The organism is Synechococcus sp. Cruz CV12-2-Slac-r, from assembly GCF_024346075.1.
Classification (GTDB): Bacteria; Cyanobacteriota; Cyanobacteriia; order PCC-6307; family Cyanobiaceae; genus Synechococcus_D.
Map to the genome: position 1 here is coordinate 1 of NZ_JAGQEK010000022.1, position 17,097 is coordinate 17,097.

18 protein-coding genes are annotated in these 17,097 nt (G+C 48.2%); 10 read left to right on the forward strand and 8 right to left on the reverse strand.

Translation table 11 applies throughout. The annotated features are described in order from the left end of the window. From KB557_RS03410 to KB557_RS03425, 4 genes are all read right to left on the reverse strand, one after another. The coding region (locus KB557_RS03410; RefSeq protein ID WP_255131402.1) for an ATP-binding cassette domain-containing protein at positions 1-561 on the reverse strand (561 nt) is incomplete at its 3' end. Next, the gene (gene devC, locus KB557_RS03415) at positions 561-1,733 is read right to left on the reverse strand and encodes an ABC transporter permease DevC (protein ID WP_255131403.1); all 1,173 of its coding nucleotides are present in this window, start codon (positions 1,731-1,733) and stop codon (positions 561-563) included. The genes KB557_RS03410 and devC, both read right to left, overlap by 1 nt. A gap of 12 nt (positions 1,734-1,745) precedes the next feature. Further along, the gene (locus tag KB557_RS03420; protein WP_255131404.1) at positions 1,746-2,591 is read right to left on the reverse strand and encodes an efflux RND transporter periplasmic adaptor subunit; all 846 of its coding nucleotides are present in this window, start codon (positions 2,589-2,591) and stop codon (positions 1,746-1,748) included. A 70-nt stretch (positions 2,592-2,661) separates the two neighbouring features. After that, entirely contained in the window at positions 2,662-3,396 is a 735-nt protein-coding gene (locus tag KB557_RS03425) for a phycocyanobilin:ferredoxin oxidoreductase (RefSeq protein ID WP_255131405.1), read from the reverse strand. Positions 3,397-3,442: 46 nt separating this feature from the next. Here KB557_RS03425 and KB557_RS03430 point away from each other — a divergent pair, with 46 nt between their 5' ends. Beyond that, a complete protein-coding gene (locus KB557_RS03430; RefSeq protein ID WP_255131406.1) occupies positions 3,443-4,741 on the forward strand; it encodes a pitrilysin family protein in 1,299 nt (432 codons plus the stop codon). Positions 4,742-4,751: 10 nt separating this feature from the next. Next, a complete protein-coding gene (locus KB557_RS03435; protein ID WP_255131407.1) occupies positions 4,752-5,978 on the forward strand; it encodes a pitrilysin family protein in 1,227 nt (408 codons plus the stop codon). Here the strand turns inward: KB557_RS03435 and KB557_RS03440 are convergent. Next, positions 5,938-6,183 (reverse strand): NAD(P)H dehydrogenase assembly family protein, encoded by a 246-nt coding sequence (locus tag KB557_RS03440; protein WP_255131409.1) that lies wholly within the window; start codon positions 6,181-6,183, stop codon positions 5,938-5,940. The genes KB557_RS03435 and KB557_RS03440 overlap by 41 nt on opposite strands. A 55-nt stretch (positions 6,184-6,238) precedes the next feature. Here KB557_RS03440 and KB557_RS03445 point away from each other — a divergent pair, with 55 nt between their 5' ends. Genes KB557_RS03445 through KB557_RS03460 form a run of 4 tightly spaced genes read left to right on the forward strand, consistent with a single transcriptional unit; the run spans position 6,239 to position 11,014 of the window. Continuing rightward, on the forward strand, positions 6,239-6,814 hold the full coding sequence (locus KB557_RS03445) for a biotin transporter BioY (protein ID WP_255131418.1): 576 nt from the start codon (positions 6,239-6,241) through the stop codon (positions 6,812-6,814). Then, positions 6,811-7,278, forward strand: coding sequence for a signal peptidase II (lspA, locus tag KB557_RS03450; RefSeq protein ID WP_255131410.1), 468 nt, complete (start codon positions 6,811-6,813; stop codon positions 7,276-7,278). The genes KB557_RS03445 and lspA overlap by 4 nt, the downstream gene beginning before the upstream one ends. Further along, complete coding sequence (locus KB557_RS03455) at positions 7,275-9,401, forward strand: transglycosylase domain-containing protein (RefSeq protein ID WP_255131411.1); 2,127 nt, start codon at positions 7,275-7,277, stop codon at positions 9,399-9,401. The genes lspA and KB557_RS03455 overlap by 4 nt, the downstream gene beginning before the upstream one ends. Then, positions 9,401-11,014 carry a YcjF family protein gene (locus KB557_RS03460; protein ID WP_255131412.1) on the forward strand — a complete coding sequence of 538 codons (1,614 nt, stop codon included), beginning with the start codon at positions 9,401-9,403 and terminating at the stop codon, positions 11,012-11,014. The genes KB557_RS03455 and KB557_RS03460 overlap by 1 nt, the downstream gene beginning before the upstream one ends. 45 nt (positions 11,015-11,059) lie before the next feature. On the opposite strand, the gene KB557_RS03465 is transcribed toward KB557_RS03460, so the two are convergent. Then, complete coding sequence (locus KB557_RS03465) at positions 11,060-12,448, reverse strand: aminotransferase class V-fold PLP-dependent enzyme (protein WP_255131413.1); 1,389 nt, start codon at positions 12,446-12,448, stop codon at positions 11,060-11,062. 11 nt (positions 12,449-12,459) lie between these two features. On the opposite strand from KB557_RS03465, the gene KB557_RS03470 reads away from it, so the two are divergent. Continuing rightward, positions 12,460-12,975 (forward strand): nucleoside deaminase, encoded by a 516-nt coding sequence (locus KB557_RS03470; RefSeq protein WP_255131414.1) that lies wholly within the window; start codon positions 12,460-12,462, stop codon positions 12,973-12,975. On the opposite strand, the gene KB557_RS03475 is transcribed toward KB557_RS03470, so the two are convergent. Together KB557_RS03475 and KB557_RS03480 are read right to left on the reverse strand one after the other, a co-directional pair. Continuing rightward, complete coding sequence (locus KB557_RS03475) at positions 12,899-14,053, reverse strand: alanine--glyoxylate aminotransferase family protein (RefSeq protein ID WP_255131420.1); 1,155 nt, start codon at positions 14,051-14,053, stop codon at positions 12,899-12,901. The genes KB557_RS03470 and KB557_RS03475 overlap by 77 nt on opposite strands. Before the next feature lie 90 nt (positions 14,054-14,143). Further along, complete coding sequence (locus KB557_RS03480) at positions 14,144-14,662, reverse strand: allophycocyanin subunit beta (protein ID WP_255131415.1); 519 nt, start codon at positions 14,660-14,662, stop codon at positions 14,144-14,146. Positions 14,663-14,788: 126 nt separating this feature from the next. Between KB557_RS03480 and KB557_RS03485 the strand changes: the two genes are divergently transcribed. From KB557_RS03485 to KB557_RS03495, 3 genes are all read left to right on the forward strand, one after another. Next, complete coding sequence (locus KB557_RS03485; RefSeq protein ID WP_399218599.1) at positions 14,789-15,871, forward strand: methyltransferase domain-containing protein; 1,083 nt, start codon at positions 14,789-14,791, stop codon at positions 15,869-15,871. 131 nt (positions 15,872-16,002) lie between these two features. Then, positions 16,003-16,353 (forward strand): copper-binding protein, encoded by a 351-nt coding sequence (locus KB557_RS03490; protein WP_255131416.1) that lies wholly within the window; start codon positions 16,003-16,005, stop codon positions 16,351-16,353. 276 nt (positions 16,354-16,629) lie between these two features. Then, positions 16,630-16,899 (forward strand): DUF6439 family protein, encoded by a 270-nt coding sequence (locus KB557_RS03495; protein ID WP_255131417.1) that lies wholly within the window; start codon positions 16,630-16,632, stop codon positions 16,897-16,899. The last annotated feature ends 198 nt before the right edge of the window (positions 16,900-17,097 follow it).

Here is a 17,097-nt window from a genome sequence, read left to right on the forward strand (position 1 = left end):
TTCCCTACCAGTTCGACCATCTAATGCGGCGGTGGGCTCGTCTGCAAGAAGCAATTTTGGTTTTGCTGCAAGGGCTCTTGCAATGGCCACCCGTTGCTTCTGGCCCCCGGATAAATCGTGGGGGAGTTTGTTCAGTTGGTCGCCCAAACCCACTGCTCGCAGCCATTCCCTCGCCATAGCGCGTCTGGCTCCGTAACTAGTACCGGAGAGCAGGTCTGCGCCCATTTGAACGTTTTGCTCAGCGGTAAGACAACGCAGCAGATTATGGCCTTGAAAAATCATGCCGATATTTGAGCGCACCCCACGGCACTGCTCCCGATTTGCACCTTTTAATGAAACTCCCAACACCTCTAAATTGCCTTGCTGAACGCTGCGCAGCGCGCCGATCAATGTGAGCAAGGTTGTTTTGCCGCAACCTGACGGACCTGTTAGCAAAACCACCTCGCCAGGATTAAGACGTAGCTGAATATTTTCCAATACCAATCGACTCATCGCACCTTTGCCGTAGCTATGGCATAGGCCATCGGCATTAATTAAAGGAGCAGTGTTTTGAAGATCCATTAAAAGATTTCGGCAGGATCTGCATCAGCTAATTTTCGCATCGCCAATAGTGCTGAGCCCAAACACATCACAAGAATCATGCTGAATACCAAAAGAGCACGATCAAATTCCATTGCAACAGGAAGCTTTGTTGAGGATCTGATAAGTGCATAAAGACACTCACCAGCAGCGTATGCCGGTAGATATCCAATCAAAGCAAGTAATAATCCCTCTCTTGCAACCACCAATAAAAGATCCTTAAGCTTATAGCCCATAGCCATTAATGTTGCATATTCAGGCAAATGATCGCTCACATCTCCGTAAAGTATTTGATAAACAATCACACAGCCCACAACAAAGCCCATGGCAGCACCAAGGGAAAATATGAAGCCTATTGCAGTGCTAGAGCGCCAATAATTTTTCTCAAATTCAATAAACTGTTTCTTAGTAAATATAGTTACATCATTAGGTAGTTGTTTTTTTAATCTCCCTGATACCAATATAGGATCTGCGCCATCGCTGAGCCTTATCAAACCAAGCTCGATACTTCCCTTAGAGCTCCCTGGAATAATGCTGCGAAATGTTTCACGGCTCACAATCATATTTCCATCCGCGCCAAACGAGGGGCCCAACTGCACAAGCCCTGCCACTCGCAAACTCACACCAGCAACTTCTGAATCAACGGTTTTACCTTTGCGAAACCAATCCGCCACTGGACCAAATTCACTTCGGGAACGTTCATCGAATAAAACCCTGCCTTTCTGTTGCAAATATGATGCTTGGCGCTGCACCATTGGATCAATTAAAAGCGGATCGCTCGGTTCAAATCCAAGGGCTAAAATTGATCTTGTTGTTCTAGTTTCTGGATTTCGCCAAAGTACAAAATTCCAGTGCACAGGTGATACATCACTTACTTCAGGGTCAGCCAGTGTTTGAATAAGGCGTCTTTCTGGAAATCCAGCCATACTTATTGAGCTCATTGAGCGCGGGCTAGCAAGAACTAAATCAGCATCAAATAAACGATGTATAGTTACGCTGGCATCAAATAATCCATCCCTAAAACCAAGCTGCATAAACATTAGTATTCCTGCAAAACCAATTCCTGCAAGGGCAATAGCTAAGCGCACCGGCTGGCGGCTAAGCAGTAACCAGGCAAGTGGAATCCTGCGTTTTTGCCAGATATCAACAAACATAGGAATCAAAAATCATGGTTTTAAATTACCAATTACTTTCAAACCAGAGAGATTCGCCACTTTTTTGCGGTCGTTATTATCCAAGCTTATTCTAACTATTACAACTCTCGCATCAGTGTCTGCGGTGGGGTCTGTTGATAACACCTCCCGTTGCCGAACCTGGGGATCTATACGAAATACTCTGCCGTTCAATTGTCCTGAAAAGCCCCCATTCTCACTACGCAATTTTGCTAGTTGCCCAATTCTTACCCTATCAATATCACTTTCATAAACCTCAAGCTCAGCTTCCATTGCGCTACTTTGGCCAATGTCAACAACCCCTCTTGCACCAGGCCGCTCACCACTGCGGGCGTGAACTTGCAAAATTGTTCCTGCAAATGGAGCTCGCAGTTCCGTAAATGGTAATTTAACATTTTGACGATTTAATTCAGCTTGTGCATTTCTAAGTTCTTGATCTATTTCAAGTAATTTGAGTTGCCGCAATTCAACCCCCTCCAAACTGGTTGCCCCCAGCTGCTGCAATTTTCGATAACGAGCCAGTTCCTGTCGCAATAATTTTTGTCGTTCTAACAAGGTACTAATGCTTGACTTGGCAAAAGCAATATCTGCTTGGCTATCTAACTTGCTATCAAAACTTGCCAACAAAGTACCTGCTGCCACCTTATCCCCAACCTCTACGTGTAATTCAGCGATGCGTGGCATCGTACCCATGGCGCCACTTGGTGCAGCCAAGCGGCGCACATCGCCTGCCGGTAATAATCGCCCCAAAGCTGTAACCCCAAGAGGTTTAACAATGGATTTTTTCGCTGCAATAGGGCTGAGCGGAGCCTTTACAGCGCTTAGCTGCTTCCAAATCACTGCTCCGAATATAGCTGCAGCAATTGCAAGCCATAATATTAAACGGGGCGGTTTAGAACTGGGATTTATTTTAGGCATAATACAAAACTCCGGGGGGCTGGGGATCGTCGAATAGCAGATTCTGAATGTAATCGTCTGCCCATTGTGGGTTGAAGGCAGCTTCAAGCACCCTTCTTGTTTTGTCGTTTCTTCTTTGCTGCTCGCAGTAATTTAATTGCGCTTCATAACGCATCTGGCTGTCCGGGTGGTTTGCAGCGTCTGGTTCGCTGAGAATCAGGTGGTTAAGAAAAATCTGGTGAAAAGCAAGAAGATCTTTTAAGAACCACTCTTCTTCGATGCTATTGGTGGGGCGAACAAATAGTACTTGCGCAGAAAAAATTTTGCCCCATGGAGGCACCTCACGGGGTTGGGAATATCTATGTTTCTCAATTTTATTTAAGGCTTCATCAATGCTGCGTGGTAACTGCGGTGCGGTGGGGGATAAATCCACAATGGCTGCTGAAATACCACCTCTTCCGGCAACAATATCTGCACCAAATAATGGCAGATCAAAACATGGATCTGGAAACATTACGCAGTGAAGAATATCTAGATTTTTGCCAATATGAGCTACTTCAAGGTGGATCTTTCGCAATCCACGGCAGCGTAATAGTTGATTACTAATTGCCATATTATCGCCTTCAAGTTCACCCCTCACCTCTTTTAAATCCGGATCTAGGGGAAGGGTTTCAAGTTTTGGTAGCTGCTGCCAAAGAGGCAGCAAGGATTGGGCTATGCGACCTACCAGGGGGTGAGAGCTATTCATTTATTTTGTTCGCGACCGAAAGAGCCTAAGGGCCCCTGGTCGCACCATGATGGTGGCAAGCGTTATTCGTTCTCTGACACTACCTAACTCAGCCCTTGGCTTTCCAGCTCCTCAGCAGCATCTCCTTGGGAACGGTTGTCCTATTACCTACCTACCAGTTGCCGATGCCTCGGTGGTTTGCATTGAATTTTGGTGCCAGGCAGGCAGTGCCATGGAACAAAATACTGAAAGTGGTATCGCCCATTTCCTTGAACACATGGTGTTTAAGGGAAATGAAAATCTTCCGCCTGGTGCATTTGACCTGCAAATTGAATCCATAGGTGGCTCTAGTAACGCCGCTACTGGCTTTGACGAAGTGCAATACCACCTTGTAATTCCGCCTGAAGGGCTTGCCCTGGCATGTGATTTGCTGCCACAACTGGTTTTACAACCGGGCCTTGAAAGGGAATCCTTTCAAATGGAACGGCTTGTGGTGCTTGAAGAACTTTCTCAAAGTGAAGACCAACCCGAGGAGGTTGCTTTTCAGCGCTTATTGCATTTGGCCTGCGGAAATCATCCTTATGGCAGACCAATTATTGGTTTGCGTTCCGATCTCTTGAATCATGGGCCTGCAGATATGCAACGGTTTCAAAGTCGCCACTACAAGGCGGCAAATTGTGCTGTTGCTGTGGGGGGCTGTTTTGCATCAGATGAACTGCTGAAAATGTTGGCGGCAGGACCAATCGCTGAACTTGATGCAGAGCAGGATCCAGCACTAATTGATTTGAATCCAGATGACTTGCATATGCACTGGCAACCGGGGGAACACCATCTGAGCCTGCCGCGGCTTGAATCAGCCCGCTTGCTTATAGCTTGGTGTGCCCCTTTCGCAGCAGATCCTGAAGCTTTAATGGGGGTTGATCTTTGGGCTGCAGCCCTTGCTGAAGGCAGATCTTCAAGGCTTGTGAAAGTACTGCGCGAAAAGCTTCAACTTGTGGAATCCATAGACGTGGAGGTTCATCCTCTCGAGCGAGGCAGTTTGGTAATTTTGGAAGCGGTTACCAATCCTGAATCTCTGCCAAAGGTGCGGCAAGAATTGGAGAAGTTGTTAACCCAAGCTCAGCAGGGTTTTGAATTGCAAGAGATAGAGCGCGCTAAGCGCTTAATTGGTAATGGCTACACCTTTAGCCATGAGGCAATCAGCCAGGTAACCCATCATCTCGGGCAGGCCAGCCTACAAAAACGTTTGTTGCCGCTTGATGCGCCTCTGCAATGGTTAAAGCAATGGGACCAGGATCGATTGCATTCACTCGCAAAAAACTGGGACCTCAGCAAAGCCTGCATACTTGAAGTTTTACCTGAATAAATCTATTCCTATGAAACAAGTTGAACTATTGCATCAGCCAGAATCGCCAATATTGGTTGCACGCCTAGTTTTGGCATTTGGCAGCAGGGTAGATCCACCGGGCCAGAGGGGTCGTCAACAACTTTTAGCGGGAGTATTAACTCGGGGTTGTGGTGAATTAAATGCCGAAGATTTCGCAAATGAGGTGGAGAGTTATGGAGCAAATTTGCGCTGTGATGCAGGAGATGATTTTCTAGTTGTTGCTTTGAAATGCAACAACGATGATGCTAACTTTCTGCTACCACTATTATTGAATATGCTTGAAATGCCCAGTTGCGAAAGGGATCAAGTAAATCTAGAACGTGATTTAAACATGCAAACAATACAAAGAATGCGAGAAGATCCTTTTTATCTTTGTCATGAAAAATTACGACAACTATTATTTAGCGATGGACCCTATGGCCATGATCCAATCGGCACTAGGAATGATCTAGAAAAAATTGAACCTAAATCATTAATTCAAATTTCAAAGCAACTCGCTGCTCATAGCGCCCTTTTGGTGCTCGCAGGAAATCCACCATCAAGCCTTCAAGAGCAATGTGTCAATCGGATCTCAGGCTGGACAAATAAGATCGAAGCTGGTCCGCTATTGATACCAGAACCCCTGGAGAATTTTGCTGCTGTGCGCTGCAGAACCGAGCAGGTGGTAATGATGATTGGTTTTCGTACAATTGAGATACATAATCCTGATGCTCTCTTACTTCGCATTTTACAGGTACACCTTGGGGTAGGAATGAGCTGTCGCCTGTTCCAGGTAATGCGCGAAGAATTGGGCCTGGCCTACGACATTGGCGCGGAGTTAATCACTCGTAGTTCAGATTCGCCGATGATCTGGCATCTTTCATGCGGGATAGATCGGGCACCAGAAGCTCTGAACGCTTTTTTAGGTGAATGGCGGCGGCTGATTGAACAACCAATTTCAGCGGCAGAATTGAATTTAGCGGTGGCAAAAATAAAAGGACAAGAAGCCTTGAGTTGCGAAACGCTAAGCCAAAGGGCGGATCGCTTAGCGGCTCTTTTGAGCTATGGCTTGCCCAAAAACCATAGTGAACTCTGCCTCAAAAAATTGCCACATATCAGCCCCGCAGAATTGCAGCAGGCTGCTAAACGTTTACTACAGAAACCAAATTTGAGTGTATGCGGCCCAGCTGCAGCCCTTAATGACCTGAAGCATCAGTGGCAGGTTGCAATGAGCTAACAGCCAAAAGAAAAGTACCTCGGCGAAACTTGACCGCCCTTTGCTGCATTGGGTGAATTGCCATCACTTCCCCCTGCTCAGCGATTTCCACAAGATCAGCAGGCCGCAGCACTGGCATCACTGAAGCCGTCTTCAGCCAGGGCTGCTGATGTTGCAGTTTTACAAAACTTCCAACGGGATAAAGAGCTTCTGATGGATCAGTCAAAGTTGTGTGGATCGATAGGTTGGTGCAGGATGGCGGCAAATAGCTTGGGTTGAGCTTGCGCGCCCTCTTGAACTGGTGGGGAGCCCTTGTGGGGCTACTCCTTATTCTCACTGGTGGTTTGTTACAACCGGCCTTGCCCTGGTGGAATCCCCAATTGGGGTTTGTTTTTCAAGATTTACAAGTTACAGCCCAAGTGCCGGCGCTGCTGCTAACGGCTTTGGTGTGCGGACCGCGATCGGGAATGTTGGCCGCAGTGGCTTATATAAGCCTTGGCTTAAGCGTTATTCCTGTTTTTCAAGAAGGTGGTGGCCTTGCATACCTTCAGCAACCCTCCTTTGGCTACCTGGCCGGATTTGTACCTGCCGCTTGGCTTTGTGGCCGGCTAGTGCAACAAACGGGAATGGATCGTTTAGAGCGCCTTACCGGGGCAGCACTGCTAGGTCTATTTACGATTCAAATTTGCGGTTTGCTCAATCTGGGATTAGGTAGTTTGGCTAATAGATGGAGCGTTAGCTTGCCCCAACTAATTCTTACTTACAGCCTTCTCCCCCTTCCGGGCCAGTTGCTGCTCTGTTGTTTTGTTGGAGTTCTGGCGAGGGTGCTGCGCCCCTTACTTCTGGTAAACCGGTGAATAAACTTCTTCAAGTAAGAGGCTTCAGTATTGGCCTGGCAATTGGTGTAGTAATACTGGATCAGTGGAGTAAACATTTAGTTTTAAGCCAGCTACCTCAATCAAGCAAAGTTGTTTTTATTCCTGGCTTGGTAAATCTTCGCCTGGTTTGGAATAATGGTGCCGCTTTTAGCCTCTTCCCCCAAGGTGCTGCCTGGCTCGGTTTGATCAGTTTTGCTGTTGCACTATTTCTACTGTTGTGGCTGTGGCGAGCCGGAAAAAAATGGCAGTTTCTTCAACTTTGTGCTGCGGGTTGGCTGCTTGGCGGATCTATCGGCAACGGCTTAGATCGCGTGAGGCTGGGGGCTGTTGTGGATTTTATTGAATTTGTGCCTATTAATTTCCCAGTTTTTAATTTTGCTGATATTGCTATTAATCTAGCTGTTGTTTCTTTACTGCTGCACAACTTGAGGAGTAAAAAATGATTACGGCTGAGCTGTGGCTGCATCAGTTTGGCAAAGAGTCAATTTGCTATAACCTCTATGGCCAAATTTATCGCATCGGACGCGATAGTGATGGAGAGATAGTTGTAAACCATCCAGCCGTGTCTAAGCGTCACGCTATCCTTGAATTACGGCGTGGAAATTGGTTATTAACAGACGCTGGCTCCACAAATGGTATTAGCTGGCTGGGTCGTTTAGTTAAAGCAATCGAGCTGCGAGATGGGGATCAAATTTACTTGGGTCCGGGCTCTGCAACCGAATTACCTATTATTGAATTTCGCCAACTAACGCAATATTTATGGCGGCTTAAGTTTTTAAAATTTATTAGTGCTGCAGCCCTATCTACCGGTGCTTTTAGTTTGCTATTGCTGGCCTTTGGCACTTTTACTGTGGCCGTGCGGGGCAGCCTGGCTCCAGTGCGAGGGCCGATGGTGCTCTACGACCGTAACAATCGCCCCCTCTCAAGTGCAAATAGCAGTGGGCATAATGAACTACCTCGATTAACAAGCTTCTCGCCCCACTTAATTAAGGCGCTTCTTGCCAGTGAAGATAATCGTTTTTGGTGGCATCCAGGGATCGATCCAATCGGCACTACAAGGGCTTTGATTACAAATATGTTGGGGGGAAAAGTATTAGAAGGAGGCAGCACACTTACCCAACAATTAGCTAGAAGTTTATATCCAGATCAAGTGGGACAGGGAGAAACTCTTGGCCGTAAGTGGAGAGAGTTAATGGTAGCGCTACAGCTTGAAGCACGATTTAGTAAACACGATTTGTTATTAAGTTATTTAAATAGAGTTTATCTTGGTGTTGGTTGGGGCTTTGAAGATGCTGCTCAATTGTTTTTTAATAAAAGCGCTAAAGATCTCTCCCTTGAGCAAGCGGCTTTATTGGTGGGTTTACTGCCATCTCCTAATGGCAACGATCCCTGCGCATTCCCCCAACAAGCTCTGAGTGCTCGTAATGGTGTGCTCACAAAAATGGCAACAGAAGGTGGGGCACCAGCCGATTTAATCCGCCGGGCCAGACGCACCCCTGTGGTGCTTGCCCCAAGGGCCTGCGCGTCACGAGAACGACGCCCCTCGCCCTTTTATTCAGATCAAGTGCATCGAGATTTGGAAAATCTTCTAGGCCCAGAGGTGGCGAGTGAAGGTAATTTCCTTGTTGATACGAATCTCGATCCAGTACTTCAAGAGATAATTGAAGCAAAATTAAGGGAATATCTAAGGCCTGGTAACGGCTGGGGTGTGAAACAGGGGGCAGTGGTGGTGCTCGATACGCGCAGCGGCGCTGTTCTTAGCCTGATTGGTGGCAGCGACTACAACACAAGCCAATTCAACCGCGCTACCCAAGCCCTGAGGCAACCCGGCAGCACTTTCAAATTAATGACTTATTTGGTTGCTCTTGAAAGAGGCTTACGGCCGGATTCAGCAATCAGCTGCGCTCCACTTGATTGGGGAGGGCAGAGTTTTACGGCTGGTTGTGGAGGCAGCTTGGCGTTGTCTCAAGCATTTGCCAGTAGTAGTAATACAGCTGCCCTCAGATTAGGTAGACGATATGGACTGGATGCAGTAGTTAAAAAAGCAAGGGATCTCGGCATCACAACCCCCTTAGCTGCAGTGCCTGGATTGGTATTGGGACAAAGTGAAACCAGCTTGATCGAAATGACTGCCGCCTACGGAGCTATTGCAAACGATGGGGTCTGGCAACAGCCCACCACAATTCGCAGGCTCACAGATGCAGAACCTTGCCTGAATCCAGGCAAAGGATGCCGCCAACAAGCGCAAACAAGATCGAATAGCCGCCGCGTTATGAGCCCTAAACAAGCACGCTTAATGCAGGGCCTGCTGCGTGGTGTAGTGCAGGGGGGCACCGGCAGTGCCGCCTCCCTTGGTGGGGCCGAGGGGGGTAAAACCGGCACCACCAATGAGGGGCGCGATCTTCTTTTTATTGGCTATGAACCCAGCCGGCATTGGGTTATGGGGATTTGGCTTGGCAACGACGACAGCAGTCCTACCGCTGCCAGCAGCGCAGTGGCAGCAGAGCTTTGGGGCGACATCATGCGCAGTGCCGGCCGCGGCAGCACTAATTCTGAAGCCCGCTGATGAAATCACCACGCCCTTGGCTTTTGGTGGTGGGATTGCTGCTTGCCATCGTGATTTTATCGGTGGTGCTTCAAGCGGTTAACAGCTTGCTTTGGCAATTGAGCTATTGGTTGCCTGGCTGGTTGGTAGGGCCCACTTTGCTGCTGCTGCTAGCTGCAGTGGTGCTCACTTGTTATCCACTTCTGCAACCTTGGTTATCAGCAAAAGGCAGCCGTAAGCAAGCTCAACGACCCAAAGCAGCAGGTACCCGTAGTGCAGCTGCTAAACAGAATTTAGAAGCAATTGATCAACAGTTAGCTCAACTACGCGATGCCGTGTCGAGGGAAGCCTTGCTAGAGCGCCGCAGGCAAGTGGAGGCCAGCTTGCAAAAAGGTGATCTAGTTGTTGTTATTTTTGGTAGTGGTTCCAGTGGTAAAACTTCTTTAATAAGAGCCTTAATAAACGATCGCATCGGCGCTGTGGGTGCAGCGATGGGATCAACAAAAGAAAGCCAAAACTATTTATTGCGTTTACCTGATCTGCAACGCTCAATCCAGTTGCGAGATACTCCTGGAATCCTGGAATCTGGCCAAGACGGTTTAGAGCGTGAACAGCAGGCTCGCAGCGAAGCGGTGCAGGGTGATCTTTTGATTTTTGTAGTTGATGGAGATCTGCGTGCTAGTGAATTTAAGATTCTGCAAGCTCTAGCTCAAATGGGCAAACGTTTGATATTGGTATTAAATAAATGCGATCTTCGCGGTGAGAGTGAAGAAAAAAGACTTCTGCAATTATTACAACTCCGTTGTGGCGGCCTAGTGCGCACAGAAGATGTAGTGAGCGCTAGCGGATCACCTCAATCCATCCCACAACCCGGGCGTAAGCCGCTGCAACCTCAGGCTGAGATTGAAAGGCTTTTAATGCGTTTAGCCCAGCTACTTAGGGATGAAGGGGAGGATTTGTTGGCAGATAATATCCTGCTGCAAAGTAGCCGTCTTTCCACTGATTCACAAAATCTCTTAGATAAACAGCGCTATCGCGATGCTTTAGAAATTGTGGATCGCTACGGCTGGATCGGTGCAGGAGCCATCGCCCTAACACCACTACCCGGCCTTGATTTACTTGCTACTGCTGCTGTAAATGCCCAAATGGTTGTTGAAATCGGCCAGATTTATAGCGTAAATATAACAAGGGCTCAAGGGCAGCAATTGGCACTTTCTTTAGGACGCACTTTAGCGAGCCTTGGTTTAGTTAAAGGAGGTGCAGGCTTACTTAGTGCTGCCATGGGTCTGAATTTGCCAGCTCTACTTGCCTCAAAAGCGATTCAGGCGGTAACAGGAGCCTGGTTAACTCGGTTGGCAGGACGCAGTTTTATTAGCTATTTTCGGCAACAACAAAATTGGGGAGATGGAGGGATTGCTGCTGTAGTGCGTGAACAATACGATTTGGAAAAAAGAGATTTAAATCTAAAACATTTTCTTGAAGATGCCCTTGCACGAGTGGTGGAACCGCTAAAGCAACAGGTGCAGCAATTACCACCACGCCGAGGGCCTCGGGGGGTGGTGGCAACAATGGACCCATTCGATCAAGCAGTAAAACCAACAGAAGATACGCCAAGGCAATGGCCACAGAAATAATCCCGGTTGTAATTGCTAGCCAACGGCCTTTTTGTTCTTTTTGTGTCATAAAGACCTGCTAATAATTGAAGCTAATTGCTCTAGGTGCATCGCGCTGGTAAAAGGGTTCCCTAACACAGCCTTTAGCAAAGGAAGATCTCGCCAATCTGGTTTTGAAAGCCAGAAACCCGATTCAAGTAATTGTTTATGACAACGGTCACGCCAATTGATCTGCTCATCTGCTGATGCAGCAGCAGAGTTAAAACTAAGCAGATGAAGATCTCCCGCTAATAAATGCAATGGCAATGGCTCTAGCAAGCTTCGTAACGAACGTGCCCGCAAAAATGCTCCCTCAAGTATTTTTTCTATCCCCTCAAGGCCAAGGTATTGCAAACTCATCCACAACTTAAGCACTTCAGCACCACGGGTACCCTGAATGCCAAGTTCACCGCCGTGGTCTGCTGTTGCTTGCTCCATATATGGCAAACCAGTGGAAAAACAGGTGCGTAAATGATTGGGATCTTGTAGTAGCAATAAAGATGAAGGTTTAGATACCCCCAGTAATTTCTGTGGATTTAAAGAAACTGAATCAGCCAACTCAATGCCATCCACTCGCCAGCGCTGGCTATCAACCAAAGCGCAAATTCCGCCAATCGCACCATCAACATGAAGCCATACCCCTGCCGCTTTGCACAGTGCGGCCATCTGTCGCAAAGGATCTACAACCCCTTGCACGGTGGTACCTGCTGTTGCCACTACCGCCAAAATTGGTAAGCCAAGTTGATTTGCACGATCGAGGGCATCAGCTAAAACGGCAGGTAACAAACGGCCTTCTGGATCAAGTGGTAAGCGCCAAAGGCAATCTGGCTCCATACCCATAACTGCTAAGGCCTTGTTTAAGGAAACATGGGAACCAGCTCCAGTGAGCACCACCCCATCACAACGACCCTGCAAATTTGCGGCCCGGCGCGCGCAGGTAAGCGCCATCAAATTGCTAAGGCTGCCTCCGCTGGCTGGTACCCCAGATGCATTGGCACCAAGGCCAATTTGCCGCGCCATCCAGCTGCATAAACTGCGCTCAAGGCGACTTAAAGAAGGTGAAAGCTCCTCAGCTAATAAGTTGTTGTTAAGGCCAGCAGCAATCAAATCAGCGCAGATAGATACATTTAGAGCTGGCGGATCCAGGTGAGCTAGCGCCCCTGGATGATTGGGCCGATAGGCACCATCCATTAAAGAAGAAAGATCACGCCACAGCTCGTCGATTTGCTTGCCGGCAACATCAGGTTCTGCAAGGGGTTGCACAATTAGGCCAGGCCTGGGGCCGTGATTTGGCGCATCAGCTAACCACTTACAGAGCAAGGCGCTGGAATGGTTCAACAATTCCCCTAAGGAACCCGTGGCAACATCTGGGTTGTGGAATAGGGCTTGCAAGCCATTTGAACATTGATCCTTCATTCTGATCCTTAATGGATATTCCAAACAGCATTTGGATGGAACGCTTGTTGCGGCTGGCAACTATCGCTGGCAACGCAGGCGAGGTGCCTGTTGCAGCAGTGGTGCTCGATCCAAACGGAAAAGCAATTGGTTGGGGCAGTAACCGCCGTGAAGGGGAGCAAAATCCCCTCGCCCATGCCGAATTGATTGCCCTGCGGCAAGCAAGCCACTGCAGTGGTCAGTGGCGTTTCAACCAGCACACATTGATCGTGACCTTGGAGCCTTGTCCGATGTGTGCTGGAGCACTTGTGCAAGCACGAATGGGGCGAGTGGTGTTCGGCGCGAGTGATCCAAAGCGAGGTGGATTGGGGGGCTGTTTGGACCTCTCCCGCAGTGCAAGCGCCCATCACCATATGGATGTGTACGGCGGAGTTTTGCGCGATCAATGTGAGCTAATGCTTCAGAACTGGTTTAAACAGCGACGCGGCCAGAACGGAAGGCAGGCAACTCAAGCTCTAGAAGGTTTAGCAGCAGATCAACATTGCTAGCGCTGCTGTTGGTGCCCATTAAGCCAATGCGCCAAACCTCTCCAGCCAAGCTGCCCAATCCATTGCCAATTTCAACCCCATGTTTATTTAATAAATGCGATGAAAATGCTTTCCCATCTACACCAGCCGGAATTCGAACAGTGGTGAGGGTGGGAAGGCGTAAAGGGTGAGGTACATGTAGCTCAAGGCCTAATTCCTCCAAGCCAAGCCATAATTTTTCACTGTTATTGCGATGCCTCACCCATGCATTTTCAAGCCCCTCTTCACAAAGCAACCGCAGGGCTTCCCTAAGACCAAAGTTCATATTTACTGGCGCTGTGTGGTGATATGTACGATCCTTTCCCCAATAGGATTTTAAACCAGACATATCTAAATACCAATTGGGAACTTTGCCCTTGCGGCGTTCGATTTTGGCTTCTGCCCTTGGCCCCATAGTGAAGGGGCCTAAGCCAGGCGGGCAACTCAATCCTTTTTGGCTACAGCTGTAGGCCAAATCAACTTGAGCTTCATCAAGCTTTAAAGGAACGGCGCCTAGTGAAGTAACAGTATCAAGAACCAGCAAGCAATCATGCTCGCGGCAAAGTGCACCAATACCATCCAATGGTTGGCAAACACCTGTAGAGGTTTCTGCATGTACAAGTGCAAAAAGTACTGGCCGATGGCGGATTATTGCTTCCTCGATACTTTCAAAACTTAAGGCCTCCCCCCAGGGAACCTCCAATACTTCAACATCTGCTCCATAGCGGTTGCACATATCAACGAGCCGCAAGCCAAAGTAACCAATTACCCCCACCAAAACACGGTCTCCTTTTTCAACTGTGTTAGCAATTGTTGCTTCCATAGCAGCACTGCCAGTACCACTTACAGGAATTGTTATGCGGTTATCTGTTTGCCAGACGTAGCGCAACATCTCCTGAACTTCATTCATAAGTTCCAGGTAAAGAGGATCAAGGTGGCTTAGCGGTGGCCTAGCAATAGCCTCCAGCACCCTTGGATCGGCATTGGATGGACCCGGACCAAGGAGCAAACGATGGGGAGTGGCAATCGGTTCTAGCTGCAGGCGATGGGCAGCACTCACATTTGCTTTTATGGGCAGATTTACTGAGGAAATTGGGGAAGCGTTCACGCAACTAATCAAGAATTTGGGTTTGAGATTACTTCTAAAGGCTCAGAGGCCGTTGAGGCTGATTTCCGAGAGCGCCCGCGCCATGTGCTCAAAAGGAGCTCTAACCAAAGAGCAAGAGCTGTAGCCAGCCGCTGCTAGACGTTCAGTTAAAACATCAGCCATAAGCAGAATTCCTTTGGCTGTAGGGCCAGTGGGCACGCCCAAAGATTTGTAAGTGTCGTTTAGGCCGTTGAGCACCCGCTCATCAAGCACCTGCCAATCCGCTGCAACTAATGCGTATGAGGCATATCGCAGGAAGTAATCGAGATCTCTCAAACAAGCAGACAACCGCCTTGTGGTGTATGCGTTTCCACCGGGCAGTAACAGTTCTGGATCTGAGAGCCAGAGCCGCTGGCTGGCCTCGCGAACTATCTCTGCGGCATCGCCGTTAATTAGATCAACCGCAGCTATCCGCAATTCAGATTCGCTGAAGTAGTTCTCAAGGCGATCAAGTGCTGAGCCATCGAAGTAACGACCCTGCTGGTCGTAGCGACCGATCAGACTCGAGATCGCATCCTGCACGGCATCAAAACCAATGGCAAAAACCTATCACCTGCAATGCTTTTGCAGTGCAAATGCTGCATTTTTAGGCTAATTCTGAGAGAAACAGTTACCTAAATCTCGCGGCGAAGCCTTTAATCCGCTGGAATGGCAGCAACGCATACCAGCTTCAACCCAATGGCGGATTCAGTTACAAAGCTTGCTTACCAAACCATGCAGCAGGGGAAAAGCCTGCTTGGAATTGCCCATAAACAAATAAGCACCCAATTGATGGAGTTGGTGGCCCCTAAGGCAAATGCCGAAACTGTTCCGATAACGGCAGATACCCTGCAGGCTCTTCGCAGAAGCATGGACAACCTGCTGGAACGGGATTGGTTAGAAGCGGAGCAAGGTTTATATCCCACCAGCCAATTATTTGACGCCCCCTGGCTTGATTGGATGTTGCGTTATCCATTGGTGTGGCTTGATTTACCAAAAATTTGGGACCGCCGCTTGCGCCGAGACGTGCACGATTTACCTGCGGATATTGATAGCAACAGTTTTCCTAATTACTACCTTCAAAATTTCCACCACCAAACCGATGGCTACTTAAGTGATCGCTCTGCTGAGCTCTACGACCTTCAAGTTGAGATCTTGTTTAACGGCACAGCAGATGCCATGCGCCGGCGCATTTTAAAGCCCTTAACTCAGCGCTTCAAACAGGCAAATTTGCCTGCAACACAAATCAAAATTCTGGATGTGGCTTGCGGCACAGGTCGCACCCTCAGGCAATTAAGGGGTGCTTTTGGTTCAGCACAGTTGGTGGGATTAGATCTTTCAACTGCATATTTGCGCCAGGCAAATCGTTGGCTTTCTCAGCAACCGGGGGAATTACCTCAATTGACGCAAGGCAACGCTGAAGAGCTGCCTTTTAAAGACCAATCTTTGGATGCTGTGACCTGTGTATTTCTATTGCACGAATTACCTGCTGAAGCCCGCCAGGCTGTGATAGCAGAAGCTTTTCGAGTATTGCGTCCCGGTGGTGTTTTGATCCTGGCCGATTCAGTGCAGCTAACTGATAGCCCTCAATTCCAACCTGTAATGGAAAATTTCCGCAGAGTTTTTCATGAGCCTTACTACCGGGATTACATCGGAGATCAAATTGAAACCCGTCTAAACAACGCTGGATTTAGCCAGATCAGTGCTGAAACCTGGTTTATGACAAGGATATGGTGCGCTAGCAAGCCCTAAAAAGGAGCTCTTAAGCTGCATTCTCGAGATCTTTTCCACAACCCTTTGGTTATAAAAACGAAACAAGAAATGGAAAAAACTTGTAAAGCTTCTCCGAATCCGCTCAAATGGTGGTGTGCCTGAGGCTGTTAATGAACAACCCATTCCGGGTTAGATGGCTAGAAGGTTGGACCTTCCAAACCGTGTTAATTGGCGGAAGAGCGCTTATAGAGGCTTACGGCTTCGGAGTTTGCCTGCGCACTGATATTGAAGCAGGTGAGAGCCCTAATGAAGCTGCAGACCGTTTGGTTTTGGTGGAGGATCGCTTAAGGCGTTCACTGCGTAATGCCTGGAAGCGTGGACCTCAGCATTTGCTCCAAACTGTGATCGACGTGGAAAGTGGAGATGAAGTGCAATTGCAGGAGGATCTCGCCCGTAATGCCCAGCATCTTCAACCAGCCGTATCACCTAGGCAGGAAGTAATGCAAGGCTTGCGCCGCTAGGAATCCAGCACCTCCCCAGCGCATAGCTTTCCAAAACCTGCCATTTTCCATAGTGGGCCATGGCTGGTTATTTATAAATATTTTTAAAAATTGTTTGCGTTGATAGAAACGCCTTTGTAATGGAGTTTTTACTCGATACTTCGAGATAATACTTGAATCATAAAGTATGAAATTGATAGTTGTCAGTTTATGGAGCCAACGGAGCGGCTTTAATATTTTCCCTCCTGTCATCACACTGAACCTAATAGGATTTTGCTAACCACAAAATACCCTGCCATGTCTGAATTTTCAGCTAATACCCAACGTTTAAACCTATCGGAAGCTGCCAAGGGCTTACATGATCTTTTAAAAATAAGTGATCGTGATTGGCATCAATTAAAAACCGATAGACATAGGCGGGCCAGCGAGCAAATCTCAGCTGCTCTTATTCATGCCCTGCAAGCCAATGGCCCTGGTGATGAAGCGGCGGTTGAATTATTGGAGAGCGCTTTGCGTTGGTTGAAACGAGAACAACGGGATCCAGGCTGTCCGCAAAGAACCTCGTAAAACTGATTGGTGTGGCCTTCGGCAATTGATCAGGCGTCATCTTTCCTGGCAGTTACCGAAGTGCCAGCGTGAGCGAACCGCAACCTTGAGCTCAATAACCATGACTAATGAACCAATCCGCTTTAGCGATGGGGCCGCCTACGACCGCTTCATGGGGGTCTGGAGTCGCCTAGTTGGCAAGGAATTTCTCAACTGGAT

What these genes read in the sequence shown, in the direction of transcription:
- devC (WP_255131403.1), bottom strand. Translation starts at nt 1,733, where the DNA reads ATGTTTGTTGATATCTGGCAAAAACGCAGGATTCCACTTGCCTGGTTA.
- KB557_RS03425 (WP_255131405.1), bottom strand. Translation starts at nt 3,396, where the DNA reads ATGAATAGCTCTCACCCCCTGGTAGGTCGCATAGCCCAATCCTTGCTG.
- KB557_RS03430 (WP_255131406.1), top strand. Translation starts at nt 3,443, where the DNA reads ATGATGGTGGCAAGCGTTATTCGTTCTCTGACACTACCTAACTCAGCC.
- KB557_RS03435 (WP_255131407.1), top strand. Translation starts at nt 4,752, where the DNA reads ATGAAACAAGTTGAACTATTGCATCAGCCAGAATCGCCAATATTGGTT.
- KB557_RS03455 (WP_255131411.1), top strand. Translation starts at nt 7,275, where the DNA reads ATGATTACGGCTGAGCTGTGGCTGCATCAGTTTGGCAAAGAGTCAATT.
- KB557_RS03460 (WP_255131412.1), top strand. Translation starts at nt 9,401, where the DNA reads ATGAAATCACCACGCCCTTGGCTTTTGGTGGTGGGATTGCTGCTTGCC.
- KB557_RS03465 (WP_255131413.1), bottom strand. Translation starts at nt 12,448, where the DNA reads ATGAAGGATCAATGTTCAAATGGCTTGCAAGCCCTATTCCACAACCCA.
- KB557_RS03470 (WP_255131414.1), top strand. Translation starts at nt 12,460, where the DNA reads ATGGATATTCCAAACAGCATTTGGATGGAACGCTTGTTGCGGCTGGCA.
- KB557_RS03485 (WP_399218599.1), top strand. Translation starts at nt 14,789, where the DNA reads ATGGCAGCAACGCATACCAGCTTCAACCCAATGGCGGATTCAGTTACA.
- KB557_RS03490 (WP_255131416.1), top strand. Translation starts at nt 16,003, where the DNA reads ATGAACAACCCATTCCGGGTTAGATGGCTAGAAGGTTGGACCTTCCAA.
- KB557_RS03495 (WP_255131417.1), top strand. Translation starts at nt 16,630, where the DNA reads ATGTCTGAATTTTCAGCTAATACCCAACGTTTAAACCTATCGGAAGCT.